Origin of the sequence: Escherichia sp. KTE172 (assembly GCF_000408845.1) — a bacterium.
In the GTDB taxonomy this organism is placed as follows: Bacteria; Pseudomonadota; Gammaproteobacteria; order Enterobacterales; family Enterobacteriaceae; genus Escherichia; species Escherichia coli.
In genome coordinates this window covers 57,125-83,825 of sequence record NZ_KE137311.1, presented here as the reverse complement: position 1 = coordinate 83,825, position 26,701 = coordinate 57,125, and the positions used below count along the sequence as shown (strand labels likewise).

35 protein-coding genes and 5 pseudogenes are annotated in these 26,701 nt (G+C 51.5%); 37 read left to right on the top strand and 3 right to left on the bottom strand.

Annotation, left to right across the window (positions count from 1 at the left end):
• Positions 1-41: 41 nt before the first annotated feature.
• From G434_RS23995 to G434_RS24035, 12 genes and pseudogenes are all read left to right on the top strand, one after another.
• Positions 42-272, top strand: a complete 231-nt coding sequence (locus tag G434_RS23995; RefSeq protein WP_000218642.1) for a hypothetical protein — start codon at positions 42-44, stop codon at positions 270-272.
• A 51-nt stretch (positions 273-323) separates the two neighbouring features.
• Entirely contained in the window at positions 324-1,685 is a 1,362-nt protein-coding gene (locus G434_RS24000; protein ID WP_016239109.1) for a DUF3560 domain-containing protein, read from the top strand.
• A 46-nt stretch (positions 1,686-1,731) separates the two neighbouring features.
• Positions 1,732-2,295, top strand: coding sequence for a class I SAM-dependent methyltransferase (locus tag G434_RS24005; RefSeq protein ID WP_001377760.1), 564 nt, complete (start codon positions 1,732-1,734; stop codon positions 2,293-2,295).
• Between the two features lie 151 nt (positions 2,296-2,446).
• Complete coding sequence (locus G434_RS30600) at positions 2,447-2,704, top strand: hypothetical protein (protein ID WP_023147917.1); 258 nt, start codon at positions 2,447-2,449, stop codon at positions 2,702-2,704.
• Positions 2,705-2,943: 239 nt separating this feature from the next.
• A pseudogene (locus G434_RS31050) lies at positions 2,944-3,149 on the top strand (single-stranded DNA-binding protein).
• A pseudogene (locus tag G434_RS30890) lies at positions 3,136-3,213 on the top strand (single-stranded DNA-binding protein); the annotation flags it as partial. The pseudogenes G434_RS31050 and G434_RS30890, both read left to right, overlap by 14 nt.
• Before the next feature lie 613 nt (positions 3,214-3,826).
• Positions 3,827-5,728 (top strand): group II intron reverse transcriptase/maturase, encoded by a 1,902-nt coding sequence (gene ltrA, locus G434_RS24010; RefSeq protein WP_000936285.1) that lies wholly within the window; start codon positions 3,827-3,829, stop codon positions 5,726-5,728.
• A gap of 149 nt (positions 5,729-5,877) precedes the next feature.
• Positions 5,878-6,369, top strand: a complete 492-nt coding sequence (gene ssb, locus G434_RS24015) for a single-stranded DNA-binding protein (protein ID WP_050572919.1) — start codon at positions 5,878-5,880, stop codon at positions 6,367-6,369.
• Positions 6,370-6,426: 57 nt separating this feature from the next.
• On the top strand, positions 6,427-6,660 hold the full coding sequence (locus tag G434_RS24020; protein ID WP_000006012.1) for a DUF905 family protein: 234 nt from the start codon (positions 6,427-6,429) through the stop codon (positions 6,658-6,660).
• 58 nt (positions 6,661-6,718) lie between these two features.
• On the top strand, positions 6,719-8,677 hold the full coding sequence (locus G434_RS24025; protein WP_016239107.1) for a ParB/RepB/Spo0J family partition protein: 1,959 nt from the start codon (positions 6,719-6,721) through the stop codon (positions 8,675-8,677).
• Positions 8,678-8,731: 54 nt separating this feature from the next.
• Positions 8,732-9,166 (top strand): conjugation system SOS inhibitor PsiB, encoded by a 435-nt coding sequence (psiB, locus tag G434_RS24030; protein WP_016239106.1) that lies wholly within the window; start codon positions 8,732-8,734, stop codon positions 9,164-9,166.
• Positions 9,163-9,925, top strand: a pseudogene (locus G434_RS24035) (plasmid SOS inhibition protein A). Before psiB ends, G434_RS24035 begins: the two are co-directional and overlap by 4 nt.
• Here G434_RS24035 and G434_RS30185 read toward each other — a convergent pair.
• On the bottom strand, positions 9,894-10,082 hold the full coding sequence (locus G434_RS30185; protein ID WP_001336239.1) for a hypothetical protein: 189 nt from the start codon (positions 10,080-10,082) through the stop codon (positions 9,894-9,896). The pseudogene G434_RS24035 and the gene G434_RS30185 sit on opposite strands and share 32 nt — an antisense overlap.
• A 21-nt stretch (positions 10,083-10,103) precedes the next feature.
• On the opposite strand from G434_RS30185, the pseudogene mok reads away from it, so the two are divergent.
• From mok to G434_RS30590, 3 genes and pseudogenes are all read left to right on the top strand, one after another.
• Positions 10,104-10,253 (top strand): annotated as a pseudogene (mok, locus tag G434_RS30595) (plasmid maintenance protein Mok); the annotation flags it as partial.
• Positions 10,195-10,320 (top strand): type I toxin-antitoxin system Hok/Gef family toxin, encoded by a 126-nt coding sequence (locus tag G434_RS0124460; RefSeq protein ID WP_001372321.1) that lies wholly within the window; start codon positions 10,195-10,197, stop codon positions 10,318-10,320. The pseudogene mok and the gene G434_RS0124460, both read left to right, overlap by 59 nt.
• A gap of 219 nt (positions 10,321-10,539) precedes the next feature.
• Entirely contained in the window at positions 10,540-10,770 is a 231-nt protein-coding gene (locus G434_RS30590; RefSeq protein WP_071593758.1) for a hypothetical protein, read from the top strand.
• On the opposite strand, the pseudogene G434_RS29510 reads toward G434_RS30590, so the two are convergent.
• A pseudogene (locus tag G434_RS29510) lies at positions 10,768-10,965 on the bottom strand (hypothetical protein); the annotation flags it as partial. The gene G434_RS30590 and the pseudogene G434_RS29510 overlap by 3 nt on opposite strands.
• A 1-nt stretch (position 10,966) precedes the next feature.
• Here G434_RS29510 and G434_RS24040 point away from each other — a divergent pair.
• The gene (locus tag G434_RS24040; RefSeq protein ID WP_000107535.1) at positions 10,967-11,254 is read left to right on the top strand and encodes a hypothetical protein; all 288 of its coding nucleotides are present in this window, start codon (positions 10,967-10,969) and stop codon (positions 11,252-11,254) included.
• A gap of 119 nt (positions 11,255-11,373) precedes the next feature.
• Complete coding sequence (locus tag G434_RS24045) at positions 11,374-12,195, top strand: DUF932 domain-containing protein (RefSeq protein WP_001234469.1); 822 nt, start codon at positions 11,374-11,376, stop codon at positions 12,193-12,195.
• A 294-nt stretch (positions 12,196-12,489) separates the two neighbouring features.
• Here G434_RS24045 and G434_RS24050 read toward each other — a convergent pair whose 3' ends face one another.
• The gene (locus G434_RS24050) at positions 12,490-13,092 is read right to left on the bottom strand and encodes a transglycosylase SLT domain-containing protein (protein WP_077539848.1); all 603 of its coding nucleotides are present in this window, start codon (positions 13,090-13,092) and stop codon (positions 12,490-12,492) included.
• A 320-nt stretch (positions 13,093-13,412) separates the two neighbouring features.
• Here G434_RS24050 and traM point away from each other — a divergent pair, with 320 nt between their 5' ends.
• The 20 genes from traM (at position 13,413) to traU (ending at position 26,681) form a co-directional block, all read left to right on the top strand.
• On the top strand, positions 13,413-13,796 hold the full coding sequence (gene traM, locus G434_RS24055; protein WP_001151538.1) for a conjugal transfer relaxosome DNA-binding protein TraM: 384 nt from the start codon (positions 13,413-13,415) through the stop codon (positions 13,794-13,796).
• A 186-nt stretch (positions 13,797-13,982) separates the two neighbouring features.
• Positions 13,983-14,672 carry a conjugal transfer transcriptional regulator TraJ gene (gene traJ / locus G434_RS24060; RefSeq protein ID WP_016239105.1) on the top strand — a complete coding sequence of 230 codons (690 nt, stop codon included), beginning with the start codon at positions 13,983-13,985 and terminating at the stop codon, positions 14,670-14,672.
• 98 nt (positions 14,673-14,770) lie between these two features.
• Positions 14,771-15,166 (top strand): conjugal transfer relaxosome DNA-bindin protein TraY, encoded by a 396-nt coding sequence (gene traY / locus G434_RS24065; RefSeq protein ID WP_001309237.1) that lies wholly within the window; start codon positions 14,771-14,773, stop codon positions 15,164-15,166.
• Between the two features lie 32 nt (positions 15,167-15,198).
• Positions 15,199-15,558, top strand: a complete 360-nt coding sequence (traA, locus tag G434_RS24070) for a type IV conjugative transfer system pilin TraA (protein WP_016239104.1) — start codon at positions 15,199-15,201, stop codon at positions 15,556-15,558.
• Between the two features lie 14 nt (positions 15,559-15,572).
• Positions 15,573-15,884 (top strand): type IV conjugative transfer system protein TraL, encoded by a 312-nt coding sequence (gene traL, locus G434_RS24075; RefSeq protein WP_000012113.1) that lies wholly within the window; start codon positions 15,573-15,575, stop codon positions 15,882-15,884.
• Between the two features lie 21 nt (positions 15,885-15,905).
• Complete coding sequence (traE, locus tag G434_RS24080; RefSeq protein WP_016239103.1) at positions 15,906-16,472, top strand: type IV conjugative transfer system protein TraE; 567 nt, start codon at positions 15,906-15,908, stop codon at positions 16,470-16,472.
• Positions 16,459-17,187, top strand: a complete 729-nt coding sequence (traK, locus tag G434_RS24085) for a type-F conjugative transfer system secretin TraK (protein WP_001230787.1) — start codon at positions 16,459-16,461, stop codon at positions 17,185-17,187. Before traE ends, traK begins: the two co-directional genes overlap by 14 nt.
• Positions 17,187-18,638: an F-type conjugal transfer pilus assembly protein TraB gene (gene traB / locus G434_RS24090; RefSeq protein WP_016239102.1), complete on the top strand. Its 1,452-nt coding sequence runs from the start codon at positions 17,187-17,189 to the stop codon at positions 18,636-18,638. Before traK ends, traB begins: the two co-directional genes overlap by 1 nt.
• A complete protein-coding gene (traP, locus tag G434_RS24095) occupies positions 18,628-19,203 on the top strand; it encodes a conjugal transfer pilus-stabilizing protein TraP (RefSeq protein ID WP_016239101.1) in 576 nt (191 codons plus the stop codon). The genes traB and traP overlap by 11 nt, the downstream gene beginning before the upstream one ends.
• Entirely contained in the window at positions 19,190-19,507 is a 318-nt protein-coding gene (locus G434_RS24100; RefSeq protein WP_001057297.1) for a conjugal transfer protein TrbD, read from the top strand. Before traP ends, G434_RS24100 begins: the two co-directional genes overlap by 14 nt.
• Entirely contained in the window at positions 19,507-20,022 is a 516-nt protein-coding gene (gene traV, locus G434_RS24105) for a type IV conjugative transfer system lipoprotein TraV (protein ID WP_000809872.1), read from the top strand. Before G434_RS24100 ends, traV begins: the two co-directional genes overlap by 1 nt.
• Positions 20,023-20,156: 134 nt before the next feature.
• Positions 20,157-20,378, top strand: a complete 222-nt coding sequence (gene traR, locus G434_RS26595) for a conjugal transfer protein TraR (RefSeq protein WP_001278689.1) — start codon at positions 20,157-20,159, stop codon at positions 20,376-20,378.
• A complete protein-coding gene (locus G434_RS24110) occupies positions 20,371-20,784 on the top strand; it encodes a hypothetical protein (RefSeq protein ID WP_000549589.1) in 414 nt (137 codons plus the stop codon). The genes traR and G434_RS24110 overlap by 8 nt, the downstream gene beginning before the upstream one ends.
• Complete coding sequence (locus G434_RS24115; protein ID WP_016249716.1) at positions 20,777-21,250, top strand: hypothetical protein; 474 nt, start codon at positions 20,777-20,779, stop codon at positions 21,248-21,250. Before G434_RS24110 ends, G434_RS24115 begins: the two co-directional genes overlap by 8 nt.
• Positions 21,251-21,330: 80 nt before the next feature.
• Entirely contained in the window at positions 21,331-21,549 is a 219-nt protein-coding gene (locus tag G434_RS24120) for a hypothetical protein (protein WP_000556751.1), read from the top strand.
• A gap of 27 nt (positions 21,550-21,576) precedes the next feature.
• Entirely contained in the window at positions 21,577-21,924 is a 348-nt protein-coding gene (locus tag G434_RS29505; protein WP_000836682.1) for a hypothetical protein, read from the top strand.
• Positions 21,925-22,049: 125 nt separating this feature from the next.
• Positions 22,050-24,680: a type IV secretion system protein TraC gene (traC, locus tag G434_RS24130; protein ID WP_015075088.1), complete on the top strand. Its 2,631-nt coding sequence runs from the start codon at positions 22,050-22,052 to the stop codon at positions 24,678-24,680.
• Positions 24,677-25,063 (top strand): type-F conjugative transfer system protein TrbI, encoded by a 387-nt coding sequence (gene trbI, locus G434_RS24135; protein WP_000214084.1) that lies wholly within the window; start codon positions 24,677-24,679, stop codon positions 25,061-25,063. Before traC ends, trbI begins: the two co-directional genes overlap by 4 nt.
• Positions 25,060-25,692, top strand: a complete 633-nt coding sequence (traW, locus tag G434_RS24140; protein ID WP_016239099.1) for a type-F conjugative transfer system protein TraW — start codon at positions 25,060-25,062, stop codon at positions 25,690-25,692. Before trbI ends, traW begins: the two co-directional genes overlap by 4 nt.
• The gene (gene traU, locus G434_RS24145) at positions 25,689-26,681 is read left to right on the top strand and encodes a conjugal transfer pilus assembly protein TraU (RefSeq protein WP_000830838.1); all 993 of its coding nucleotides are present in this window, start codon (positions 25,689-25,691) and stop codon (positions 26,679-26,681) included. The genes traW and traU overlap by 4 nt, the downstream gene beginning before the upstream one ends.
• The last annotated feature ends 20 nt before the right edge of the window (positions 26,682-26,701 follow it).

Sequence of the window (26,701 nt, the reverse complement as noted above, 5' to 3'; positions counted from 1 at the left end):
TGACGGCATTATTAACCAATTTGTCATAAGGAGTTTCATTTATGACAGTAAGTATTGTTTCACCTTCCGCAGCGGCTGTAAAGCCCCGCCGTCATCCCCGTTTCAGACGCGAAGACATCCCCGCGCCGGAAATTGACCCCGTGCTGAAAGCCTTCGGGCGACACATTGCCCGGAGTTTTCACCGGGGGCGTGGTGTACACATCCCCGCCATGAAAAACACGGCCTTCGGGCAGGTGCTCCGCACACTCGAACTGAAACGCGCTTTTAACTGATGAGGTGAGCCGCCCCGCGAGGGGCGGCAACAGACGGAAGGAGAACATTTTATGACATTAGCAGCAATCACCATGACCGCCCCGGAAGCCGCCAGCCCTGTGCAGATGTACCGCGCGACCTACTCACCGGATGACAACAAACTGCGCCTGTATGCCGCGTCACGTCTTGACCAGGAAACGTATAAAAAAGTGCATGATGCCGGTTTCCGCTGGGCACCCAGACAGGCGCTGTTTGTGGCACCGGCCTGGACACCGGGCCGGGAAGACGTGCTCCTCTCACTTGCCGGAGAGATTGAGGATGAAGACAGCACGCTCGCTGAACGTCAGGAAGCACGGGCGGAGCGGTTTACCGGATACAGCGGAAAGCGGGCCAGTGAATCCGCACAGGCACTTGATGAAGTGGAAAGACTGGCCGCGATGATCCCGCCCGGTCAGCCCATTCTTGTGGGGCATCACAGCGAACGCCGCGCCCGTCGTGATGCGCAGCGTATTGAAAACGGCATGAAACGAGCCGTGATGCTCTTTGAACGTGCGGAATACTGGGAGGAGCGGGCGCGGTCGGCACTGCTTCACGCGAAGTATAAAGAACGTCCGGACGTTCGCTGGCGTCGTATCAAAAAAATCGAAGCTGATTTGCGCAAGGCTGAAAAGACCATCGCGCAGTCGCAGAAATATCTGACGATGTGGCGGGCTGAATCGCTGGATCTGAATATGGCAAAACTCATCAGCAGTCATGACCATATCAGCGCCTGTTTCCCGCTGGATACGTATCCGCGCCCGGCAGAAAAAAGCCAGTATGAAGGGAGCCGGTCGTTATGGTCGGCCCTGGATGATGACATCATCACCACGGAGCAGGCCCGCGAAATTGCGATCCGCTGTCATGAACGGCAGATTCAGCATCAGCAACGCTGGGTTAACCACTATCAGAACCGCCTGATCTATGAGCGTGCCATGCTGGACGAAAGCGGCGGCGTGGTTACCCGGACACAGGATTTTGAGCCGGGCGGACAGGTTTTCAGCCGGGGCGAGTGGCTGACCATCATCCGCGTGAACAAAAGCAACGGGGCGGTGAGTTCAGTCACAACGCCGAATTACAGTTTTCTCGGGTACAGCGGCACGATGAAAGTGACGCCCGATCGCATCACGGACTACAAAGCACCATCGGCAGAAGAGGCTGCCATCGCCAGCCAGGCCGCGAAGCGTCCGCCGGTAGTCAACTATCCGGGGGAAGGTTTCCGGGAAATGACAAAGGCACAGTGGGCCGCCCTGCCCCGGGACTGTAAGGCCGTGCGCAGTGTGGCAGAAGCAGAAGACCACGGGGCATACCGCTACCGCCGCACAATGGACAATAATTTCCGTCTGGTGAATGTGTATATCACCGACATGAAAATTACGGAAATCCCACAGAAATAAGGTATATCCCCCCGGGAAATCCCCGGGGGATGACGGAGATAATGACATGCACAGTCAGTTAAGAGAACGTATCCGGCTGATGCGCGCAAGGCTGGATAACGCCGCGCCGGTTGCTGAAATCCGGGCTGAATCTCAGCTTTTTGTGACTCCTGCCCCGGTCTGTGATCGCCTGGTGATGCTGGCGGAGATCAGCAACCGTGATCACATTCTGGAACCCTCTGCCGGCACCGGGGCCATACTGCGGGCGATTCGGGATACCGCGCCGGGGGCCATGTGTGATGCGGTGGAAATCAACAGCGGGCTGGTCCGGTATCTGCGGGAAAATTTTAACGGTGTCAGGGTTCAGTGTGGCGACTTCATGGAATGGCAGCCGGCGCAGTATTACAGCCGGGTTATCATGAATCCGCCGTTCAGCCACGGGCAGGATATCCGGCATATCCTGCGGGCCTTTTCCCTGTTGCGTCCGGGTGGCGTGCTGGTCGCCGTCTGTCTCAACGGACCACGCCAGCAGGAGAAGCTGTTACCGTTTTCTGACGTCCGCGAGGAGCTGCCGCGCGGCACGTTTGCTTATACCGATGTCCCGACGATGATTATTCGTCTGCGTGCCTGAAGACGCCGGGCAGGCGGGAGGATAAATGCCCGTCTGCCCGCGCCGGGAAAAGACCGCGCGCCGGTGGCGCTGAAAGGGGCCGCGCTCACGCGCCGCCCCTTTCATTACGCGGACGTTCTGATGGGGGCTTCTGTTTCTTCATGCCTGTCATTTGTCTGTTACTGATGTTGTTGTTCCTGCTACTGCTACTGCTACTGCTACTGCTACTGCTACTGTTCTTCTTTTTCCTGCTGCTCTGATTCTGACTACTGCAGTGTTGTCCTGTCTGCCGGGCGCACCTTCGGCTCCCGGCTGCCTGGCGGCATCCGGTCGTCAGGCCCGACTCCGACAGGCAGCTGCTGGCGCACCTGCCAGTCTCCGCCGAACCCGCTGGCGCGGTTTCGGGCTGTCGCTACGGTCCGATGCGTGAAAACCCCGGGCTTGCAGCGACCGTTCCGGTCGCGCCGCCTCTGTCGCGCCGTGGCCTGCGCTCCCGGCATCCCGGCAAAAGGCCGCCGGGATGTGAGGGGCAACGCCGTTTCGCGCACGCGCTCTCCGTCGTTGCGGCGGGTCCCTGCTCATTGCCTGCCGGGTGCCACACACCCGTATGAGTCCCTGTCGCCGGGGGCATAGACAGCCACAACCTGCCGCACTGACTGTCCAGGGTAAATGAACAGCCCACAAAATTTTTTACCCAAAACCCGGTAAAAAATTTTGCGTTCTGCCCAGGACAGGTGCGTCAGGCCGTGGCAGTGATGCCCCATGCGGCGAAGGTTCTCAAACAGGTGATGGTGAATACCGGAGGGAACAAAGAGCAGGTCCCCGCAAAACGTCAAAACCGCGGCTCCCGAAACTCAACAGATGATGGGGGCTGAAAACATCAACAGAAGGAGACACATCATGGCAGTTCGTGGCATTAACAAGGTCATTCTTGTCGGTGTGCGCCGTTGAAGCGCGGTGTTTTATGGAGTGTTGCATGAAAAGCAACATGGCTTAGTGGTATAGCCATTGCATACTGTGGTTAGCCTCGCTTGGTAACAGGCTCGGAGATCCTGAAAAGGAGAGGTGAACATAGCATCCACAGAAAAGGGTGGTGAATACGGAAATCGTTATAAGTATCACCACTCAATGCAAGATGTATATGGATAAACTGGGTTTGTTGAAGTCGAGATCTATGTGGGAAACAGGAAACCAATAACGCAGAACGATTGAAGCGTTATTCCCGTAATAGCACAAGAAATCCGCCCTACGTTGATTGTGACCACTCTAACGGGCCAGCTATTGATGAAATAGTTAAACGATCGAAAGACATCCTAAGTACATCGCATCTCCACACCGTGAAACTACGGGACTACCTAAACTGGATTTATACCCAGCATGGTAGCGGAGTCTCCATAGTACTCAAGGTCGGCCTGTAATGGGCTACGGCAGTCCGCATTATACGGAAGCAGCAAAGGTATAAATCAACCGGAAGGGAGATGAAAGCCTCACAGTGCTGCGGGGAAGGGAGACAGTTGTTAGATACATCAATCTCTAAGAGGAGGGTTAGCCAATGCTGCCTGATGAACTTGAGAAAAGATTAGATGGAATTGAGGATGCTTCAAAAAAAGGGTATCCAGTACGTAATCTATACAAAATTGCGTGTGAGCCCGGACTGTGGCTGCAAGCCTACGTGAATATACGGGCCAATGCAGGTGCACTGACTCAAGGTGTATCAACAGATACCATTGATGGCTTCTCTATCGAAAGAGCAGAGAAGCTGGCAAAAACATTGCGGAGTAGAGAATACGTAGCGAAACCTGTACGCAGAGTTCAGATCCCAAAAAAGGACGGAAAAACCAGACCGCTGGGGATTCCAGGTGGAGACGATAAACTGGCGCAAGAAGTAGCAAGAATTATTCTGGAAAGGGTTTATGAACCAGTATTCTCTGAACACTCTCATGGATTCAGACCAAAACGTTCGTGTGAAACTGCGCTCAGATCTATTCGTCCAGTCTGGAACGGAGTTAAATGGATCGTGGATGTTGATATCAAAGGTTTCTTTGACAATATCCCCCACAAACTATTGCTGAATACACTGGCAGAGAAAATTAAGGATAAGAATTTCCTGAAATTAATCGAACAGTGGCTGAAGGCAGGATATGTGGACAATTGGAAATACCATCGCTCATATTCTGGCACGCCACAAGGTGGGATAATTTCTCCCTTACTGGCAAATATATACCTCGACAAACTGGACCGTTTTGTAGAACAGAACTTAATTCCTGCATATACAAGCGGTACAAAACGAAGAGCGAATCCAGATATGAACAGGCTGGCCCATAAGATTCATAAACTACGAAAGAAAGTAGACGGTATGGCAACTGATTCTGAATCAGAAAAAGAAGCCATAAAGAAAGAAATTGAACGACTGCTTGAAGAAAAACGTTCTATACCATCTCAGGTCATGAACGATCCAAACTTCAGGCGTATGTACTATGTTCGATATGCTGATGACTTCGTAATTGGTGTCATCGGCTCGAAGAAAGATGCTGAACATATATCAAGACAGGTCAGAAACTTTATTACTACTTCACTGGGATTGGAAGTTAATGAAGCAAAGACCAGGATCCGCCATATCTCAGAAGGAGTTAATTTTTTAGGCTATGAAATCAGACAGGCAGATGCAAAGAAATTGCTGAAGCAGAAAATGCAAGGGCGGCATGCTCTCCGGAGATCCACCACAGGAATTGTGCAGCTCTTCGTTCCTGACAATATAGCCGCTAAATTTTGTCACCAAAAGAAATATGGCTGTTATGAGAATGTGAAGGCTGTACATCGTTCAAGTCTACAAAATCTCAGTGAAGCTGAAATTGTTCTGACTTTCAACGCGGAAATGCGCGGATTGGCGAACTACTACAGTCTGGCGCTGGACATGAAATATAAATTATCAAAATTATATTTCATATGGCAAATAAGCCTTTTTAAGACCCTAGCGAATAAACGACGTAGTTCAGTGAATAAAGTCGCCAAATCGCTACGGCAAAATAATGGAGATCTGGCTATTACCGTTCAGGCCAAAAATGGATCCCGAAAGATTGAGGTTTTCAAACTCAAACATGTCAATCGCAACCGAACAACGATTGTCGATACGGAACCGAGAACCGCACATATCACAACCCGCACAACAGAGATCATGCGTCGATTAGGGGCAAGGATCTGCGAGTATTGTGCGAAGACTGGGCGCTGCGAAGTACATCATGTCAGAAAGCTAAAAGACCTGAAGAAAGGTCGTAAGGCCGGATATAAACCCAGCCTGTGGCAACTAATGATGATCGCACGCCGCCGGAAAACGATGATTTTGTGCGCAAGTTGCCACGACAAGTTACATAGCGGAAAACTACCCGATCTGAGACAGGAAAAGGGAAGAATACTCCTGCAACCACCTGTCTCAAGTGGGGATTCTGCTAAATGAGTTTATCCCCAATAAGCTAGCAATGGAGAGCCGTATGCATTGAAAGGTGCACGTACGGTTCGGAGGGGGGGTAACGGTGATCTAACTCAAGATAAGCAGGACATATTCGCCATTTATCTTGAAAGACCACACGTACCCTACCCTACCGTCTGGGAAAAGATCCGGAAGTCCGTTACATCCCAAACGGGGGCGCAGTGGCAAACCTGCAGGTGGCCACGTCAGAAAGCTGGCGCGACAAACAGACGGGGGAGATACGGGAGCAGACAGAATGGCATCGCGTGGTGCTGTTCGGCAAGCTCGCGGAAGTGGCTGGTGAGTATCTGCGCAAGGGCGCGCAGGTCTACATCGAAGGTCAGCTTCGCACCCGTAGCTGGGAGGATAACGGTATCACCCGTTACGTCACCGAAATTCTTGTTAAGACCACGGGCACCATGCAGATGCTGGGACGTGCCGCAGGTACTCAGACTCAGCCGGAAGAGGCGCAACAGTTCAGCGGTCAGCCTCAGCCGGAATCACAGCCGGAACCGAAAAAAGGAGGCGCGAAAACGAAAGGCCGTGGACGTAAGGCCGCGCAGCCCGAGCCTCAGCCGCAACCGCCGGAGGGGGAGGATTACGGGTTTTCAGACGATATCCCGTTCTGACTGGCCTGACTGTGATAACCGCCCCGCCCTGCGCGGGGCATCACCGGAGATATGAGGATGAGCGAATATTTCAGAATACTTCAGGGGCTGCCGGACGGCTCCTTTACCCGCGAACAGGCGGAAGCCGTTGCCGCACAGTACCGGAACGTCTTTATCGAGGATGACCACGGGGAACATTTTCGCCTGGTTGTCCGCAATAACGGTGCCCTGGTCTGGCGTACCTGGAATTTTGAGGACGGTGCCGGGTACTGGATGAATCATGCCATCAGGGATTTCGGGATTCTTAAGTAAGAGAGGTGCCGGACGCGCGAACGTCCGGCAGGACATAAGCAATTATAAGGGGATGATTATGCCTGTAACGAAGTGTGAACCAGAAACCACCCGCAAAGCAAGCCGTAAATATGCAAAAACGCAGGAAACAGTCCTGTCTGCCCTGCTGGCGCAGACGGAGGAAGTGAGCGTGCCGCTGGCCTCACTGATTAAATCACCGCTGAATGTGCGCACGGTGCCGTATTCTGCGGAGTCCGTCAGCGAACTGGCAGGGTCCATTCAGGGCGTCGGACTGCTGCAGAATCTGGTCGTGCATACCCTGCCTGGTGAGCGCTACGGTGTCGCCGCAGGTGGTCGCAGACTGGCAGCACTCAACATGCTGGCAGAGCGTGGAATCATTCCGGCTGACTGGCCTGTCCGCGTGAAAATTATTCCGCAGGAACTGGCGACTGCCGCATCGATGACCGAGAACGGTCATCGTCGGGATATGCACCCTGCCGAACAGATTGCCGGATTCCGCGCAATGGCGCAGGAAGGCAAAACACCTGCACACATCGGTGATTTGCTGGGCTATTCACCCCGCCACGTTCAGCGAATGCTGAAACTGGCTGACCTTGCGCCTGTCATCCTCGATGCGCTGGCAGAAGACCGCATCACCACCGAACACTGTCAGGCGCTGGCGCTGGAGAACGACACCGCGCGTCAGGTGCAGGTGTTTGAAGCCGCCTGTCAGTCGGGATGGGGCGGTAAACCGGAAGTACAGACCATTCGTCGTCTGGTGACCGAAAGTGAAGTGGCGGTGGCGGGGAACAGTAAATTCCGCTTCGTGGGGGCTGATGCCTTCTCGCCAGACGAACTGCGCACCGATTTGTTCAGCGATGACGGGGACGGTTATGTCGACCGCGTGGCGCTCGATGCTGCCCTGCTGGAAAAACTCCAGGCTGTCGCAGAGTTCCTTCGGGAAGCCGAGGGCTGGGGATGGTGCGCCGGACGCATGGAGCCTGTCGGTGAATGCCGTGAAGATGCCCGGGCATACCGCAACCTGCCGGAGCCGGAAGCGGTGCTGACGGAGGCGGAAGAAGAACACCTGAACGAACTGATGGCACGTTACGACGCGCTGGAAAACCAGTGTGAGGAATCCGACCTGCTGGAAGCAGAAATGAAGCTGATTGACTGCATGGCGAAGGTCAGGGCGTGGACGCCGGAGATGCGTGCCGGAAGTGGCGTGGTGGTGTCCTGGCGTTATGGAAACGTATGTGTCCAGCGTGGTGTGCAGTTACGCAGTGAGGATGATGTGGCTGACGACGCTGACCGCACGGAACAGGTGCAGGAGAAAGCATCAGTGGAGGAAATCAGTCTGCCACTGCTGACGAAAATGTCTTCCGAACGCACGCTGGCAGTCCAGGCGGTACTCATGCAGCAACCGGACAAATCTCTGGCACTGCTGGCATGGACGCTCTGCCTGAATGTGTTTGGCAGCGGAGCGTACAGTAAACCAGCACAAATCAGCCTGGAATGTGAACATTATTCGCTGACCAGCGATGCGCCATCGGGGAAGGAAGGTGCCGCATTCATGGCGCTGATGGCAGAAAAAGCCCGTCTTGCTGCCCTGTTACCGGAGGGATGGTCACGGGACATGACGACATTCCTGTCACTCAGTCAGGAGGTGCTGTTATCCCTGCTCAGTTTCTGCACCGCATGCAGCCTTAACGGTGTCCAGACCCGTGAGTGTGGTCACACGTCACGCAGTCCGCTTGACTCGCTGGAGAGCGCTATCGGATTCCACATGCGCGACTGGTGGCAGCCGACAAAAGCAAACTTTTTCGGACACCTGAAAAAGCCGCAGATTATCGCAGCCCTGAATGAGGCAGGACTATCCGGTGCCGCACGGGACGCGGAGAAGATGAAGAAAGGCGATGCGGCTGAACATGCAGAGTTCCACATGAAAGACAACCGCTGGGTGCCTGGCTGGATGTGTGCACCACGCCCACAGACGGATGCCACTGAACGCACCGATAACCTGGCTGATGCCGCCTGATGAACAACCACACCGCCCCGCCGGAGACGGGGCGGCAGCAAGGGAGATACCGTGATGAAAACTGAACTGACCCTGAATGTATTACAGACCATGAACACACAGGAATATGAAGATATCCGGGCTGCCGGAAGTGATGAACGCCGTGAGCTGACACACGCCGTGATGCGGGAGCTGGATGCGCCGGACAACTGGACGATGAACGGCGAGTACGGCAGCGAGTTTGGCGGATTTTTCCCCGTCCAGGTCCGTTTCACGCCTGCCCACGAACGTTTTCACCTGGCGTTATGTTCACCGGGCGATGTCTCTCAGGTCTGGGTGCTGGTTCTGGTGAATGCCGGTGGTGAGCCGTTTGCGGTGGTTCAGGTACAGCGGCGGTTTGCACCGGAAGCCGTCAGCCATTCACTGGCACTGGCGGCGTCACTGGAGGCGCAGGGGTACAGCGTCAGTGACATCATCCATATCCTGATGGCGGAAGGAGGTCAGGCATGAGCGCACGTTCACAGGCACTGGTTCCTCTCAGCACAGAGCAACAGGCCGCATGGCGGGCGGTGGCGGAGACCGAAAAACGCCGCCATCAGGGTAACACGCTGGCTGAATATCCGTATGCGGGGGCGTTTTTCCGCTGTCTGAACGGAAGCCGCAGGATATCGCTGTCTGACCTGCGATTTTTCATGCCGTCCCTGACCGCAGAAGAACTGCACGGCAACCGTCTTCAGTGGCTGTATGCCATCGATGTGCTGATTGAAACACAGGGCGAGGTCTGCCTCCTTCCCCTTCCCGGTGATGCAGCAGAGCGGTTGTTCCCGTCGGTGCGGTTTCGTGTCAGGGAACGCAGTCGCCATAAATCCGCGCTGGTCATGCAGAAGTACAGCCGCCAGCAGGCACGGGAGGCAGAGCAGAAAGCCCGTGCGTACCAGGCGCTGGTCGCCCAGGCTGAAATCGAACTGGCGTTCCATTCACCGGAAACAGTCGGAAGCTGGCATGCACGCTGGAGTGACCGGGTGGCAGAGCATGACCTGGAAACCCTGTTCTGGCAGTGGGGCGAGCGTTTTCCGTCACTGGCCGGAATGGAACGCTGGCAGTGGCAGGATATGCCGTTCTGGCAGGTTATTGCGGAAGCCAGTCTTGCAGCAAGAGAGGCCGGTCACGCTGTCCGTGAGATGGAGCGGTGGATGGTGCCGAACAAACTCCGGGAGGCAGCGTGATGCGGCAACAATCACACGGATTTCCCGTGAACGGTCTGAATGAGCGGATTATTTTCAGGGAAAGTGAGTGTGGTCAGCGTGCAGGTATATGGGCTATGATGTGCCCGGCGCTTGAGGCTTTCTGCCTCATGACGTGAAGGTGGTTTGTTGTCGTGTTGTGTGGCAGAAAGAAGATAGCCCCGTAGTAAGTTAATTTTCATTAACCACCACGAGGCATCCCTATGTCTAGTCCACATCAGGATAGCCTCTTACCGCGCTTTGCGCAAGGAGAAGAAGGCCATGAAACTACCACGAAGTTCCCTTGTCTGGTGTGTGTTGATCGTGTGTCTCACACTGTTGATATTCACTTATCTGACACGAAAATCGCTGTGCGAGATTCGTTACAGAGACGGACACAGGGAGGTGGCGGCTTTCATGGCTTACGAATCCGGTAAGTAGCAACCTGGAGGCGGGCGCAGGCCCGCCTTTTCAGGACTGATGCTGGTCTGACTACTGAAGCGCCTTTATAAAGGGGCTGCTGGTTCGCCGGTAGCCCCTTTCTCCTTGCTGATGTTGTACGGGCATGAACAACCTGACTTCAGGAAGGTCGTTTCCCTTCAGGAACGGGGATGAACGTGCGCCTGCGGCGCCCGTTCTTTTCCCCCGCCTTCTCTGGTTATGGCCTGTCAGAAATCACATCACCTTCCCTGTGATTATTCTCTTTTTCTTCCTGCTCTGATTCTGACTACTGCAGTGTTGTCCTGTCTGCCGGGCGCACCTTCGGCTCCCGGCTGCCTGGCGGCATCCGGTCGTCAGGCCCGACTCCGACTGGCAGCTGCTGGCGCCCCTGCCAGTCTCCGCCGAACCCGCTGGCGCGGTTTCGGGCTGTCGCTACGGTCCGATGCGTGAAAACCCCGGGCTTGCAGCGACCGTTCCGGTCGCGCCGCCTCTGTCGCGCCGTGGCCTGCGCTCCTGGCATCCCGGCAAAAGGCCGCCGGGATGTAAGGCGCAACGCCGTTTCGCAAACCGCGCTTCACGTCGTTGCGGCGGGTCCCGAAACTCAACAGATGATGGGGGCTGAAAACCAGAGAGAGGAGAAAGCAGGATGAGTACCCGAAATATCCACGTTAACACCGCGTCGTACACGCTTCTTGTTGCCGGGAAGAAAAAAAACACCGGGGAAGAGTGGGACGTCCTGGAATTCAGCAGCCTGACTGAGCTGAAAAAATATCGCAAAAGCCACCCGGAAAAGATGGCCTTCAGTTATAGCTACGCGCTCAGTCAGGGTGTGGATAAGCAGTTCCGCCATATCAACATTGCGGAAGCCGATCACTTCAAACAGTTCCTGCGTCAGATTAAGCGTGCCGGCCTCGATATCCGGGCGATCTGCTGACCGGATGTGATGAATATCCCTCCTGATTGTTGCAATCTTGTTAATGGAGATCGGGGGGGGATGATATTAAGCGGAAAAATTTTTTATTAAATTTATTCTTTCATAAAGGAGTAGCTGTTATGCGATTAGCTTCCCGTTTTGGTCGGTATAATTCCATCCGCCGTGAACGTCCTTTAACGGATGATGAATTAATGCAGTTCGTGCCTTCGGTATTTTCCGGTGATAAACATGAGTCCCGGAGTGAACGTTATACGTATATTCCAACAATCAATATCATCAATAAGTTACGTGATGAAGGTTTCCAGCCATTCTTTGCCTGTCAGAGTCGGGTTCGTGATTTGGGACGTCGCGAATACAGTAAACATATGTTACGTCTTCGCAGGGAAGGGCATATTAACGGACAGGAAGTTCCTGAAATTATCCTGCTTAATTCACATGATGGTTCATCCAGTTATCAGATGATCCCCGGAATTTTTCGTTTTGTCTGCACAAATGGCCTGGTGTGCGGAAATAATTTTGGCGAAATCCGCGTTCCACATAAAGGTGATATTGTCGGGCAGGTTATCGAGGGAGCGTATGAAGTGCTCGGTGTCTTTGATAAGGTCACTGATAATATGGAGGCGATGAAAGAAATTCATCTTAACAGTGACGAGCAACATTTATTTGGCAGAGCTGCACTGATGGTCAGGTATGAAGATGAAAATAAAACGCCAGTGACACCTGAACAGATAATTACTCCCCGTCGTCGGGAAGACAAACAGAACGATCTCTGGACAACCTGGCAGCGGGTTCAGGAGAATATGATAAAAGGTGGATTATCGGGGCGAAGTGCCTCCGGGAAAAATACCAGGACAAGAGCCATTACAGGTATTGATGGTGATATAAGAATCAACAAGGCGTTATGGGTGATTGCCGAACAGTTCAGAAAGTGGAAGTCATGATAATATAAGTAAAGCCCCGAAAATTTTTCGGGGCTTTACTTATATTATCATTCTTCGGCATCGCTGTGTCGTCTGATATACCTCAATTCCATCAACCGGCTTTCCGGTTGTCTGTAAATATTGTGCCCGCGAAAAATGGTCTGGCAGGAGGCTGCGCAGTTACCGGGTATATATAAGATGGGTTCCCGCTTCGCGGGGCTTCGGCCAGTCAGCATTGTCACTCATATGATATTTTTGTGTGTGGCCTTCATGCCGCTTTTGCGGCATAACCGGTATCTGACAATGTCTGTAAGATTAATTGTTCTGCACGCTGTTGATTTCCGGAAGTGATTTCTTCGTGACCGGAATCCGGATACCTTTACTGCTTTTTATCCCGGTATAAATCCGGTAAACCTCTGATGCGTAGGCAAGACGTCTCTGGTTCTGGCGTTCGGTCTTCCTGAATCCGGCATTGTATGCACCAACGGCCTCCCAGGAGACGCCCCATTTTTTAAAGGCTATTGCCAGATAATAAGCACCGGTATAAATGTTCATGCAGGGATCTGTTGTCAGATGTTCCGGCTTAATTCCATAGCGGGCCAGTTCGTTAAAATGCTGGGAATCTACCTGCATCAGTCCGCTGCCATATCCCGTTACCGGATTAATACCGATGGCATTAACCCGGTAACGGGATTCTTTCCATGATATTGCTCTCAGTAAATCAGGATCTATTTTGTAATCCCGGCCTGCAAGATCAAAGCAATCAGTGGCCTGGCAGATCTCATTTATAAACATCAGGCAGATGGCTAACATCCATTTTTTCATTTTCCCACCTCTGGTGACTTTATCCGTAAATAATTTAACCCACTCCACAAAAAGGCTCAACAGGTTGGTGGTTCTCACCACCAAAAGCACCACACCCCACGCAAAAACAATTTTTTGCTGATTTTTCTTTATAAATAGAGTGTTATGAAAAATTAGTTTCTCTTACTCTCTTTATGATATTTAAAAAAGCGGTGTCGGCGCGGCTACAACAACGCGCCGACACCGCTTTGTAGGGGTGGTACTGACTATTTTTATAAAAAACATCATTTTATATTAGGGGCGCTGCTAGCGGCGCGGTGTGTTTTTTTATAGGATACCGCTAGGGGCGCTGCTAGCGGTGCGTCCCTGTTTGTATTATGAATTTTAGTGTTCCGAAATTAACTTTATTTTATGTTCAAAAAAGGTAATCTCTAATGGCTAAGGTGAACCTGTATATCAGCAATGATGCCTATGAAAAAATAAATTCGATTATTGAGAAGCGTCGACAGGAAGGGGCAAGGGAAAAAGATGTCAGTTTTTCAGCAACAGCTTCAATGCTTCTTGAACTGGGGCTTCGTGTATATGAGGCTCAGATGGAGCGTAAAGAGTCTGCATTTAATCAGACTGAGTTTAATAAATTGCTTCTTGAATGCGTTGTAAAAACACAATCATCAGTAGCGAAAATTTTGGGTATTGAGTCTCTCAGTCCTCATGTCTCCGGAAATCCAAAGTTTGAATATGCCAATATGGTTGAAGATATCAGGGAGAAGGTATCATCTGAGATGGAACGATTTTTTCCAAAAAATGATGATGAATAAAAGAAATTTGACTTCGTTCAAATATCAGAGTTTTTATGATTTAAAAAGGTGACAGTACGAAAGATAATTAGTATATTAATTACGTGGTTAATGCCACGTTAAAATTTGAATTTGAAAATCGCCGATGCAGGGAGTTCTCTCCTCCCCGCATCGACTGTCCATAGAATCCTTTGTGAGGAGGTTCCTATGTATCCGATGGATCGTATTCAACAAAAACATGCTCGTCAAATAGATCTGCTGGAAAATCTGACGGCAGTTATTCAGGATTATCCAAATCCAGCCTGTATCAGGGACGAAACTGGAAAATTTATTTTTTGCAATACGCTGTTTCATGAGTCATTTCTTACACAAGATCAAAGTGCTGAAAAATGGCTTCTGTCGCAGAGAGATTTTTATGAATTGATCTCTGTCACAGAGATGGAAGCATACAGGAATGAGCATACGCATCTTAATCTTGTAGAGGATGTTTTTATTCAGAACAGATTCTGGACAATATCTGTCCAGTCATTTCTTAATGGACACAGAAATATTATTCTGTGGCAATTTTATGATGCTGCTCATGTTCGTCATAAAGACAGTTATAATCAAAAAACGATTGTCAGTGATGATATCAGAAATATAATCAGAAGAATGAGTGATGATTCTTCTGTATCATCATATGTAAATGATGTATTTTACTTATATAGCACCGGAATCAGTCATAATGCTATAGCAAGAATATTAAACATATCCATCTCCACATCAAAGAAACACGCATCTCTGATATGCGACTACTTCTCTGTTTCTAATAAAGATGAGTTAATCATCTTACTCTACAATAAAAAGTTTATTCATTATTTATACGAGAAGGCTATGTGTATCATAAATATGCGTTAATAAAGTGTTAATAAAATATAGGCTTTCCGTCTATTTACCTTTTCTGATTATTCTGCAAACATAAGTGGTAACCAGAAGATAAACAGCGGGAGGTGTTATTGAAAAGATTTGGTACACGTTCTGCAACAGGTAAGATGGTAAAACTAAAATTACCTGTAGATGTGGAAAGTCTATTAATTGAGGCAAGTAACAGAAGCGGAAGAAGTCGATCGTTTGAGGCAGTAATAAGACTTAAAGATCATCTTCACCGCTATCCAAAGTTTAACAGGGCAGGAAATATCTATGGTAAGTCGCTGGTTAAGTATCTGACAATGCGTCTGGATGATGAAACTAACCAGCTACTTATTGCAGCAAAAAATCGTAGTGGATGGTGTAAAACAGATGAGGCTGCAGACAGAGTTATTGATCATTTGATCAAGTTTCCTGATTTTTATAACTCGGAGATATTCAGGGAGGCAGATAAAGAGGAAGATATAACATTTAATACACTCTAGTTTTATTCATTTATCCGAAATTGAGGTAACTTATGAATACTGTTTTAAGTGTTCAGGGTGCTTCTGCGCCCGTCAAAAAGAAATCGTTTTTTTCTAAATTCACTCGTCTGAATATGCTTCGCCTGGTTCGTGCAGTGATCCCGGTTGCTGTTCTGATGATGTTGTTCCCTGAGTTAGCTATGGCTGCTGGTAAAGGCGACCTGATGGCTAAAGGTAACGATACGGTTAAGGCGACCTTCGGTAAGGACTCCAGTATCGTTAAATGGGTTGTTCTGGCTGAGGTGCTGGTCGGTGCGGTCATGTACATGATGACCAAAAACGTCAAGTTCCTGGTCGGCTTTGCCATACTCTCTGTATTTATTGCAGTAGGTATGTCTGTTGCCGGATTCTGACAGGAAATAAAACGATGTCGGGAGACGAGAATAAACTTAAGAAATATCGTTTCCCGGAAACACTGACCAACCAGAGCCGCTGGTTTGGCCTGCCACTGGATGAACTGATCCCCGCAGCAATCTGTGTTGGCTGGGGTATCACAACATCGAAATATCTGTTCGGTATTGGTGCAGCGGTTCTGGTTTATTTCGGGATTAAAAAACTGAAAAAAGGGCGAGGCAGTTCCTGGTTACGTGACCTGATTTACTGGTATATGCCAACAGCCCTGCTGCGCGGTATTTTTCATAATGTTCCCGATTCGTGTTTCCGGCAGTGGATTAAATAGAACTGATACCAGGATTGTTATATGGAACACGGTGCCCGTTTAAGTACCAGTCGTGTAATGGCCATCGCCTTTATATTTATGTCAGTGCTTATTGTTCTCAGCCTCTCTGTTAACGTCATTCAGGGGGTGAATAACTACCGCCTTCAGAATGAGCAACGCACTGCCGTGACGCCAATGGGATTTAATGTGCCCTTTGCCGTGTCACAGAACAGTGCCGATGCCTCTTATTTGCAGCAGATGGCGCTGTCATTTATTGCCCTCCGTCTGAATGTCTCACCGGAAATCGTCGATGCCTCACATCAGGCGCTTCTGCAATATATCCGCCCGGGCGCACAGAACCAGATGAAAGTTATTCTGGCTGAAGAAGCGAAACTCATTAAAAAAGATAACGTGAATTCTGCTTTTTTCCAGACCAGTGTCCGTGTCTGGCCTCAGTATGGTCGTGTGGAAATCCGTGGAATTCGGAAAACATGGATTGGTAACTCCGAACCTTTTATTGATATCAAACATTACATCCTTATTCTGAAGCGGGAAAACGGGGTGACCTGGCTGGATAATTTCGGGGAAACAGACGATGAGAAAAAATAATACGGCAATAATATTCGGCAGCCTGTTTTTTTCCTGCAGCGTGATGGCCGCAAACGGTACGCTGGCCCCCACCGTGGTGCCAATGGTGAACGGTGGTCAGGCCAGTATTGCCATCAGCAATACCAGCCCGAATCTGTTTACCGTTCCCGGTGACCGGATTATCGCCGTGAACAGTCTGGATGGTGCCCTGACCAATAATGAGCAGACCGCCTCCGGCGGTGTGGTGGTGGCCACCGTCAACAAAAAGCCCTTTACGTTCATTCTGGAAACAGAACGTGGTCTGAACCTTTCCATTCAGGCTGTTCCCCGTGAAGGCGCGGGGCGTACCATTCAGCTGGTCAGTGACCTGCGCGGAACCGGAGAAGAAGCCGGCGCGTGGGAAACGTCCACGCCTTACGAATCCCTGCTTGTGACCATCAGCCAGGCTGTCCGTGGCGGAAAATTACCCGCCGGCTGGTATCAGGTTCCTGTGACAAAGGAAACCCTGCAGGCCCCGGCGGGGCTGTCTTCAGTGGCAGATGCCGTATGGACGGGGAATCACCTGAAGATGGTCCGCTTTGCCGTGGAAAATAAAACGCTGTCTGCCCTGAATATCCGGGAAAGTGATTTCTGGCAGCCGGGAACCCGTGCCGTGATGTTCAGCCAGCCTGCCAGCCAGTTACTGGCAGGTGCGCGCATGGATGTGTATGTCATCCGTGACGGGGAGGGCAACTGATGGCCAGTATCAATACCATTGTGAAACGCAAGCAGTACCTGTGGCTGGGGATTGTGGTTGTCGGTGCAGCCTCCGCGATTGGTGGTGCACTGTATCTGTCTGATGTGGACATGTCCGGTAACGGTGAGGCGGTGGCTGAACAGGAGCCTGTGCCGGATATGACCGGTGTGGTGGATACGACCTTTGATGACAAGGTGCGTCAGCATGCCACCACAGAGATGCAGGTGACGGCAGCGCAGATGCAGAAGCAGTATGAGGAAATCCGTCGTGAACTGGATGTCCTGAACAAACAGCGCGGTGATGACCAGCGTCGTATTGAAAAGCTGGGACAGGATAATGCTGCCCTGGCAGAGCAGGTAAAAGCCCTGGGGGCAAATCCCGTCACCGCGACCGGTGAGCCTGTACCGCAGACGCCAGCCTCACCGCCCGGGCCGGAAGGCGAACCACAGCCAGGAAACACCCCCGTATCCTTCCCGCCGCAGGGCAGCGTTGCTGTTCCACCGCCGACGGCGTTTTATCCCGGGAATGGTGTCACGCCACCACCACAGGTGACGTACCAGTCTGTGCCGGTGCCTAACCGGATACAGCGTAAGGTGTTTACCCGTAATGAGGGAAAACAGGGACCATCACTGCCGTACATTCCGTCAGGAAGTTTTGCGAAAGCCATGCTGATTGAAGGGGCGGATGCCAATGCCTCTGTCACCGGTAATGAATCCACGGTGCCGATGCAGCTGCGTATCACCGGCCTGGTGGAAATGCCGAACAGCAAGACGTATGACGCAACGGGATGTTTTGTGGGTCTGGAAGCCTGGGGGGATGTGTCCAGTGAGCGTGCCATTGTACGTACCCGCAATATCAGCTGCCTGAAGGACGGCAAAACTATTGATATGCCGATTAAGGGGCATGTCAGCTTCCGGGGTAAAAACGGTATCAAGGGCGAAGTGGTGATGCGTAACGGCAAAATCCTCGGCTGGGCATGGGGCGCGGGATTTGTTGACGGTATCGGTCAGGGAATGGAGCGCGCCTCCCAGCCGGCTGTCGGGCTGGGTGCCACAGCCGCTTACGGGGCTGGTGATGTCCTGAAAATGGGTATCGGTGGCGGCGCATCGAAAGCCGCACAGACGCTCAGTGACTACTACATCAAACGTGCCGAACAGTATCACCCGGTGATACCGATTGGTGCGGGCAACGAAGTGACCGTGGTGTTCCAGGACGGCTTCCAGCTGAAAACCGTGGAGGAAATGGCGCTGGAGCAGTCACAGAGTACAGCGGAAGAGGGTAACCCGGAAAGCCCTGTGCCGAATCCTCCCTCGGCAGAAAGCCACCTGAACGGTTTTAACACCGACCAGATGCTGAAACAGCTGGGCAATCTGAATCCGCAGCAGTTTATGTCCGGAGACAAGAACCCGCTGGGCGGGGATGCCGGCAAGGAGGGCGGAAATGGCGGGTGATGCACTGACATTCCGTGTGGCGTTTGTCGTTCGCTGGCTGCTGTGGGTCGTCAGGTTTGTGGTTATCTGGCCGCTGGCCACAATGGCCACAATGGCCCTGATGGCTCTGTTTGTTTTATGGAAGGACAACACCACGCCGGGGAAATTACTGGTTAAGGAGATTAACTTCGTAAGACAAACAGCACCTGCCGGACAGTTCCCGGTCAGTGAATGCTGGTTTTCTTCCTCTGATTCTTCAGGCAGATCAGAAATACAGGATATCTGCCATTACCGCGCGGCTGATGCTGCAGATTATGTCAGGGAGACTGACCGGTCACTGATGCAACTGGTCACCGCATTCTGGGCAACGCTGGCACTGATGTATATGTCGTTTGCGGCAGGCACCGGGAAATATCCGATGTGGCCCGGAAAAATGAAATGTGTCCGGGTGGGAACCGCAGATGAACATCTGAAGGAAGTTTATACGGAAGACGCTTCCCTGCCGGAAAAAATCAGGAAATGCCCTGTTTATTTCCATGATGACAGAACAAACAGAAGCAACGGAGATAAAAATGAACATGCGTAATATTAATGTTATTACTGCCCGCGCTGTGCCGGATAAAAACGTATCAGATGATTTTATGCATGCTGTTCTCAGTAACTGCACCACAAGAATCGCACTTCCTGCGCCGAAGAAATTCAGTTCTGAATCATTGCCGCACAATTTTAATATGGCTGCTGTCGGAGTGATGAAGAAGGGTATGTCGATGAGTTTATTTTCTTCTCCGGGAAATACAGTAGTCTCCGGACAACCCTGTGCAGGAAAAACAAATCTGACAGTAGAGTTAATTTCTGCTGTTGTGGAGAGTAATAAAAAAGGAGAAGGGTAATGAAACAGATTTCTTTATTTATTCCTCTGCTGGGAACCTTATTACTTTCCGGCTGTGCAGGAACGAACTCTGATTTTGAGTGTGATGCCACCACGTCAGATACCTGTATGACGATGGAGCAGGCTAATGAGAAGGCCAAAAAACTGGAGCAGTCCTCAGAAGCAAAGCCGGTTGCGGCATCACTGCCGCGCCTGGCTGAAGGGAACTTCCGGACCACGTCGGTGCAGGCCGTTGCGGCGACAACGCCGTCCCGCAGCAGGCCTGCGGTGACAGCACATCCGGAGCAGAAACTGCTGGCACCACGCCCGCTGTTTACCGCTGCCCGGGAAGTGAAAACGGTTGTTCCGGTCAGTTCAGTTGCGCCGGTAACACCTCCCCGTCCGCTAAGAACGGGTGAGCAGACGGCTGCATTATGGATAGCGCCTTATATTGATAATCAGGATGTTTATCATCAGCCATCCAGCGTGTTCTTTGTTATTAAACCGTCTGCGTGGGGAAAACCACGTATTAATTAACTGGCCCTGAAGTTGTATATCAGCCGGCAATGCCGGCGGGCTTTCTGTATTCAAAATCTGCCTGTAAAACGAGTGCCCTGTGCGTGAAAAGGGATGGGCGGTAGCGTGTCAGAACATGTCGGGAGGAATATTCCGTGAGTGATGAAGCCGATGAAGCATATTCAGTAACAGAACAACTGACCATGACAGGAATAAACCGGATACGCCAGAAAATAAATGCTCATGGTATTCCTGTTTATCTCTGTGAAGCATGCGGAAATCCTATTCCGGAAGCCCGGCGGAAAATATTTCCCGGTGTGACGTTGTGCGTTGAATGTCAGGCGTATCAGGAAAGGCAGAGGAAACACTATGCATAAATCAGAAAATGAAAAAATAGATTTTATTCTGGATGAGCATGAGCGGATATCCAGAAAACAGGGTTCTTTGTGTATGGCACTGGGTAAGGGATTTTTAGTTATAGCTATTCTTTGTGGTGTTGCCACATTCTGTGTTTCTGGCCTGTATCTGAAATCCCTGTGCCTGTCCGTTGCCTGCTGTTGTGGGGTATTCAGTCGTATTTTTAATTATTACAGCGTACCGGAGGAATCACGCATGGTACTCAGTCGTCAGGAATTACTCCGGCTTATGCGTCTGACTGAAGACGTACCAGATGTGAGACAGGAACTGCTTAACCGTTTGTTGTCCGGTAAAAAACTGACTGGTCGGGATGAACAGGATATCCGGCGTCTCTGGCAGGAAACGCAGAGGAAACACTATGCATAAATCAGAAGCTGAAAAAATAGATTCTATTCTGGATGAACATCAACAGATATATCGCAGACATAACCGAATAGATAACATCCTGGCGTATTGTGCGTGTATTGCATGGATTCCCTGTATTATTGCTGCGTTCGGCGTTGATGGTATATATCTGAAAATCCTGTTTGCGGTCCTTGCCTGCTGTGGTGCGGTATGCTTTTTTATTTTCTTCTTCACCCTCCTGCCGGAATCACTCATGGTCCTCAGCCGTCAGAGCCTGCTTCAGCTTATGCGTCTGACTGAAGACGTACCAGATGTGAGACAGGAACTGCTTAACCGTTTGTTGTCCGGTAAAAAACTGACTGGTCGGGATGAACAGGATATCCGGCGTCTCTGGCAGGAGAAAGTGGATGCAATGCAGGAGTCTGCCACCCGTCAGCGTGAACAGGATACCATCAGGAAGTTTACTGAAGAGAAAAAATCCGAATGAAAAATCTGCAGTGTTTTATGACCTCATAAGTTAACTGAAAGGATATTCAGTGATTAATATATAAGCGGAGGTAATAAAGAATGCATACCTTTATTTTTCTTGTGCTGATAAAAAATATTAACGGTGGCGGAAGCTGGAATGTTACCCCCATGCCAAATACGGACGTATGCGTGCAGGTTCTTCGGACAATCGAAGCACACGGAGGCAGGGGCTTTGGAAATACAGGGGAATGTATTGAAGTTAAAACAAATGAACCTTTGAACAACGTGATGGAAACACTAAATGGTGGTGGGCAATGAGTGCTTACTGCTTCGAAGGAAAATGAAATGAAGTCGATATATTTAAAATCTGTTCTGGCTTTTATATTTGTTGGCGTTATGGCTATGATTGTATGTATTCCTTTTTACATCGTTTACCTTGCGCAACAACCTGCAACACCAGAACAACTGACAGAGATTTTACAGGAAACTCCCTGTGCAGCAGAAGCATTTCAGGAGACACTTAATTATCAGTCTGAACCTTTAACACTTGGTAAGGCAAATAAAATCGCATCAGAATGCAGAAAAAGAAACGAAATGGCAGAGGTGAAACGGGTAAGAGAAAATGAGCGCAATAAGATTCGCGAAAAACAAATTCAGGCATTAAATGATGCTCATTCAGTAAAGGAACGTTAATCCTGGTTTCCTGTTAAAAGCCTCCATCTCTTATTTGTGCTGTGGTTTCAGGAATGGCACTGCGTGATATATCCACGGCCACAGACTGATATTTTCCTTTTTTAAACGCACTAAGGAATACTCATATGAGTAATAACCCACTTGAGGCCGTCACTCAGGCGGTTAACTCCCTCGTCACAGCACTGAAACTGCCTGACGAATCAGCAAAGGCCAATGAAGTGCTGGGCGAAATGAGCTTCCCGCAGTTCAGCCGTCTGCTGCCGTATCGTGATTACAACCAGGAATCCGGTCTGTTCATGAATGACACCACGATGGGCTTTATGCTGGAAGCCATTCCCATCAATGGGGCGAATGAGTCCATTGTGGAGGCCCTCGATCACATGCTGCGCACCAAACTGCCGCGCGGGGTGCCGTTCTGCATCCATCTGATGTCCAGTCAGCTGGTTGGTGACAGGATTGAATACGGGCTGCGTGAGTTCTCCTGGTCAGGTGAACAGGCTGAACGGTTTAACGCCATTACCCGGGCCTATTATATGAACGCGGCAGCGACACAGTTCCCGCTGCCGGAGGGGATTAATCTGCCCCTGACCCTGCGGCATTACCGGGTATTCTTCTCGTACTGTTCTCCCTCAAAGAAAAAAAGCCGGGCCGACATTCTGGAAATGGAAAACCTGGTGAAAATCATCCGGGCGTCGTTACAGGGGGCCAGTATCGCCACACAGACGGTGGATGCACAGGCCTTTATCGATATTGTCGGGGAGATGATTAACCATAACCCGGACTCCCTGTACCCGAAAAGACGTCAGCTGGACCCGTATTCTGATCTGAATTATCAGTGTGTGGAGGACAGTTTTGATCTGAAAGTCCGGGCTGATTACCTGACGCTGGGCCTGCGTGAGAACGGCAGGAACAGCACGGCCCGCATCCTGAATTTCCATCTGGCCCGTAACCCGGAAATCGCCTTCCTGTGGAATATGGCCGACAACTACAGCAACCTGCTGAACCCGGAACTGTCCATCTCCTGTCCGTTCATCCTGACGCTGACTCTGGTGGTGGAAGACCAGGTGAAAACCCACAGCGAAGCCAACCTGAAGTACATGGACCTGGAGAAAAAGTCGAAGACCTCCTATGCCAAATGGTTTCCGTCCGTGGAGAAAGAGGCGAAGGAGTGGGGGGAACTGCGTCAGCGTCTGGGCTCCGGTCAGTCTTCTGTCGTGTCCTACTTCCTCAACATCACAGCATTCTGCAAGGACAACAATGAAACGGCGCTGGAAGTGGAGCAGGACATCCTGAACAGCTTCCGTAAAAACGGTTTTGAGCTGATTTCACCGCGCTTTAACCACATGCGCAATTTCCTGACCTGTCTGCCCTTTATGGCCGGGAAAGGGTTGTTTAAACAGCTGAAAGAGGCCGGAGTGGTTCAGCGCGCAGAGAGCTTTAATGTTGCCAACCTGATGCCGTTAGTGGCGGATAACCCCCTGACACCGGCAGGTCTGCTGGCACCCACCTACCGTAACCAGCTGGCGTTTATCGATATTTTCTTCCGGGGGATGAATAACACCAACTACAACATGGCGGTCTGTGGCACCTCCGGGGCCGGTAAAACCGGGCTGATACAGCCACTTATCCGCAGCGTGCTGGACTCCGGGGGCTTTGCCGTGGTGTTCGACATGGGGGATGGCTACAAGTCCCTGTGTGAGAACATGGGTGGCGTATATCTGGACGGTGAAACCCTGCGTTTTAACCCGTTTGCGAACATCACCGATATTGACCAGTCAGCGGAGCGTGTCCGTGACCAGTTGTCAGTGATGGCCAGCCCCAACGGTAACCTGGATGAAGTGCATGAAGGTCTGCTGCTGCAGGCGGTCAGGGCCTCCTGGCTGGCCAAAGAGAACAGGGCACGTATTGATGACGTGGTGGATTTCCTGAAAAACGCCAGTGACAGCGAGCAGTATGCCGGGTCACCGACCATCCGCAGCCGTCTGGACGAAATGATTGTGCTGCTTGACCAGTACACTGCCAACGGCACTTACGGCCAGTATTTTAACTCCGATGAGCCGTCCCTGCGGGATGATGCGAAAATGGTGGTGCTGGAGCTGGGCGGACTGGAAGACCGTCCGTCACTGCTGGTTGCGGTGATGTTCTCCCTGATTATCTACATCGAGAACAGGATGTACCGCACGCCGCGTAACCTCAAGAAACTGAACGTTATTGATGAAGGCTGGCGTCTGCTGGACTTCAAAAATCGCAAGGTCGGTGAGTTTATTGAGAAAGGTTACCGTACCGCCCGCCGTCATACCGGTGCCTATATCACCATCACACAGAACATCGTCGACTTTGACTCTGACAAGGCCTCCAGTGCGGCCCGTGCGGCATGGGGTAACTCCTCCTACAAAATTATCCTCAAACAGAGTGCGAAGGAGTTCGCAAAATACAACCAGCTGTATCCGGACCAGTTCCAGCCACTGCAGCGCGACATGATTGGTAAGTTTGGTGCGGCCAAAGACCAGTGGTTCAGTTCCTTCCTGCTGCAGGTGGAAAACCATTCCTCCTGGCACCGCCTGTTTGTGGACCCGTTAAGCCGCGCCATGTACAGCTCTGACGGCCCGGATTTTGAGTTTGTGCAGCAGAAACGTAAAGAGGGGCTGAGTATTCATGAGGCGGTGTGGCAGCTGGCGTGGAAGAAGTCAGGGCCGGAGATGGCTTCGCTGGAAGCCTGGCTGGAAGAACATGAGAAATACAGGAGTGTTGCATGACCACAACGCAAAAAACGACTGATGTTACAGCCCCCCGACGCAGCCACTGGTGGTGGACGGTGCCGGGATGCCTGGCAATGGTGTTACTGAACGCAGCCGTCAGTTACGGCATTGTCAGACTGAACGCACCGGTGACTGCCGCCTTCAACATGAAACAGACTGTGGATGCATTTTTTGACAGCGCCAGTCAGAAACAACTGTCAGAAGCACAGTCAAAAGCCCTTTCAGCGCGTTTTAATACGGCACTGGAAGCCAGCCTGCAGGCGTGGCAGCAGAAACACCACGCGGTCATTCTGGTGTCGCCTGCCGTGGTACAGGGGGCTCCGGATATCACCCGGGAAATCCAGCAGGATATTGCCCGGCGAATGAGAGCGGAACCATGAGATGCCGGGGGCTGATTGCCCTGCTGATATGGGGGCAGAGTGTGGCCGCCGCCGATCTTGGCACCTGGGGTGATCTGTGGCCGGTAAAGGAGCCGGACATGCTGACGGTGATCATGCAGCGCCTGACGGCACTGGAGCAGTCCGGTGAGATGGGCCGGAAAATAGATGCCTTTAAGGAGCGGGTGATCCGCAACAGTCTGCGGCCCCCTGCCGTGTCCGGTATCGGACGCACGGAGAAATACAGCAGCCGGTTGTTTGACCCGTCCGTCAGACTGGCTGCGGATATCCGGGATAACGAAGGGCGGGTGTTTGCCCGTCAGGGTGAAGTGATGAATCCGCTGCAGTATGTGCCTTTTAACCAGACGCTGTATTTCATCAATGGCGATGATCCGGCGCAGGTGGCCTGGATGAAACGCCAGACGCCGCCCACACTGGAGAGCAAAATTATCCTCGTGCAGGGCAGTATCCCGGAGATGCAGAAGTCTCTGGACAGCCGTATTTACTTTGACCAGAACGGTGTGCTCTGCCAGCGCCTCGGCATTGATCAGGTCCCGGCACGGGTGAGCGCCGTTCCCGGCGATCGCTTCCTGAAGGTGGAATTTATTCCGGCAGAGGAGGGCAGAAAATGAAGCGAAGCCTGTGGCTGCTGATGTTATTCCTTCTCGCCGGTCATGTCCCTGCGGCATCTGCGGATTCTGCCTGTGAGGGGCGTTTTGTAAACCCGATCACGGATATCTGCTGGAGCTGTATTTTCCCGCTCTCGCTGGGCAGTATCAAAGTCAGTCAGGGTAAGGTCCCCGACACGGCGAACCCGTCGATGCCCATTCAGATTTGTCCGGCACCGCCGCCGCTGTTCAGGCGTATCGGGCTGGCCATTGGTTACTGGGAGCCGATGGCGCTGACGGACGTCACCCGGTCACCGGGATGCATGGTGAACCTGGGCTTCAGCCTGCCGGCTTTTGGTAAAACGGCACAGGGAACGGCGAAAAAGGATGAGAAGCAGGTGAACGGGGCGTTCTATCACGTTCACTGGTACAAATACCCGCTGACGTACTGGCTTAACATCATCACATCGCTGGGCTGTCTGGAAGGTGGTGACCTGGATATCGCTTATCTTTCTGAAATTGACCCCACCTGGACGGACAGCAGCCTGACCACCATTCTCAATCCGGAAGCTGTCATCTTTGCCAATCCGATAGCACAGGGGGCCTGTGCAGCAGATGCCATTGCCAGCGCCTTTAATATGCCTCTCGATGTTCTGTTCTGGTGTGCCGGTTCGCAGGGAAGTATGTACCCGTTCAATGGCTGGGTGAGTAATGAGTCCAGTCCGTTGCAGTCCTCCCTGCTGGTCAGTGAACGCATGGCGTTCAAACTACACCGTCAGGGCATGATTATGGAAACCATCGGGAAAAATAACGCCGTCTGTAATGAATATCCGTCCCCAATCCTGCCTAAAGAACGCTGGCGTTATCAGATGGTGAATATGTATCCGGACAGCGGACAGTGCCATCCGTTCGGGCGCAGTGTGATGCGCTGGGAGACGGGAAAAAATCCGCCCAACACAAAGAAAAACTTCGGCTACCTGATGTGGCGTAAACGTAACTGTGTATTCCTGTAAATCATTTTAATGAATAAGAG

What these genes read in the sequence shown, in the direction of transcription:
- G434_RS24025 (WP_016239107.1), top strand. Translation starts at nt 6,719, where the DNA reads ATGCCTGTAACGAAGTGTGAACCAGAAACCACCCGCAAAGCAAGCCGT.
- G434_RS30185 (WP_001336239.1), bottom strand. Translation starts at nt 10,082, where the DNA reads ATGAAAATTAACTTACTACGGGGCTATCTTCTTTCTGCCACACAACAC.
- G434_RS24110 (WP_000549589.1), top strand. Translation starts at nt 20,371, where the DNA reads ATGCATAAATCAGAAAATGAAAAAATAGATTTTATTCTGGATGAGCAT.
- G434_RS24005 (WP_001377760.1), top strand. Translation starts at nt 1,732, where the DNA reads ATGCACAGTCAGTTAAGAGAACGTATCCGGCTGATGCGCGCAAGGCTG.
- traB (WP_016239102.1), top strand. Translation starts at nt 17,187, where the DNA reads ATGGCCAGTATCAATACCATTGTGAAACGCAAGCAGTACCTGTGGCTG.
- G434_RS29505 (WP_000836682.1), top strand. Translation starts at nt 21,577, where the DNA reads ATGAAGTCGATATATTTAAAATCTGTTCTGGCTTTTATATTTGTTGGC.
- traJ (WP_016239105.1), top strand. Translation starts at nt 13,983, where the DNA reads ATGTATCCGATGGATCGTATTCAACAAAAACATGCTCGTCAAATAGAT.
- G434_RS24000 (WP_016239109.1), top strand. Translation starts at nt 324, where the DNA reads ATGACATTAGCAGCAATCACCATGACCGCCCCGGAAGCCGCCAGCCCT.
- trbI (WP_000214084.1), top strand. Translation starts at nt 24,677, where the DNA reads ATGACCACAACGCAAAAAACGACTGATGTTACAGCCCCCCGACGCAGC.
- traE (WP_016239103.1), top strand. Translation starts at nt 15,906, where the DNA reads ATGGAACACGGTGCCCGTTTAAGTACCAGTCGTGTAATGGCCATCGCC.
- traK (WP_001230787.1), top strand. Translation starts at nt 16,459, where the DNA reads ATGAGAAAAAATAATACGGCAATAATATTCGGCAGCCTGTTTTTTTCC.
- G434_RS24045 (WP_001234469.1), top strand. Translation starts at nt 11,374, where the DNA reads ATGCGATTAGCTTCCCGTTTTGGTCGGTATAATTCCATCCGCCGTGAA.
- traA (WP_016239104.1), top strand. Translation starts at nt 15,199, where the DNA reads ATGAATACTGTTTTAAGTGTTCAGGGTGCTTCTGCGCCCGTCAAAAAG.
- G434_RS24020 (WP_000006012.1), top strand. Translation starts at nt 6,427, where the DNA reads ATGAGCGAATATTTCAGAATACTTCAGGGGCTGCCGGACGGCTCCTTT.
- G434_RS30590 (WP_071593758.1), top strand. Translation starts at nt 10,540, where the DNA reads ATGGCCTGTCAGAAATCACATCACCTTCCCTGTGATTATTCTCTTTTT.
- traV (WP_000809872.1), top strand. Translation starts at nt 19,507, where the DNA reads ATGAAACAGATTTCTTTATTTATTCCTCTGCTGGGAACCTTATTACTT.
- G434_RS24100 (WP_001057297.1), top strand. Translation starts at nt 19,190, where the DNA reads ATGAACATGCGTAATATTAATGTTATTACTGCCCGCGCTGTGCCGGAT.
- G434_RS24040 (WP_000107535.1), top strand. Translation starts at nt 10,967, where the DNA reads ATGAGTACCCGAAATATCCACGTTAACACCGCGTCGTACACGCTTCTT.
- traU (WP_000830838.1), top strand. Translation starts at nt 25,689, where the DNA reads ATGAAGCGAAGCCTGTGGCTGCTGATGTTATTCCTTCTCGCCGGTCAT.
- G434_RS24115 (WP_016249716.1), top strand. Translation starts at nt 20,777, where the DNA reads ATGCATAAATCAGAAGCTGAAAAAATAGATTCTATTCTGGATGAACAT.
- traC (WP_015075088.1), top strand. Translation starts at nt 22,050, where the DNA reads ATGAGTAATAACCCACTTGAGGCCGTCACTCAGGCGGTTAACTCCCTC.
- traL (WP_000012113.1), top strand. Translation starts at nt 15,573, where the DNA reads ATGTCGGGAGACGAGAATAAACTTAAGAAATATCGTTTCCCGGAAACA.
- psiB (WP_016239106.1), top strand. Translation starts at nt 8,732, where the DNA reads ATGAAAACTGAACTGACCCTGAATGTATTACAGACCATGAACACACAG.
- traM (WP_001151538.1), top strand. Translation starts at nt 13,413, where the DNA reads ATGGCTAAGGTGAACCTGTATATCAGCAATGATGCCTATGAAAAAATA.
- ltrA (WP_000936285.1), top strand. Translation starts at nt 3,827, where the DNA reads ATGCTGCCTGATGAACTTGAGAAAAGATTAGATGGAATTGAGGATGCT.
- traW (WP_016239099.1), top strand. Translation starts at nt 25,060, where the DNA reads ATGAGATGCCGGGGGCTGATTGCCCTGCTGATATGGGGGCAGAGTGTG.
- G434_RS23995 (WP_000218642.1), top strand. Translation starts at nt 42, where the DNA reads ATGACAGTAAGTATTGTTTCACCTTCCGCAGCGGCTGTAAAGCCCCGC.
- traP (WP_016239101.1), top strand. Translation starts at nt 18,628, where the DNA reads ATGGCGGGTGATGCACTGACATTCCGTGTGGCGTTTGTCGTTCGCTGG.
- G434_RS24120 (WP_000556751.1), top strand. Translation starts at nt 21,331, where the DNA reads ATGCATACCTTTATTTTTCTTGTGCTGATAAAAAATATTAACGGTGGC.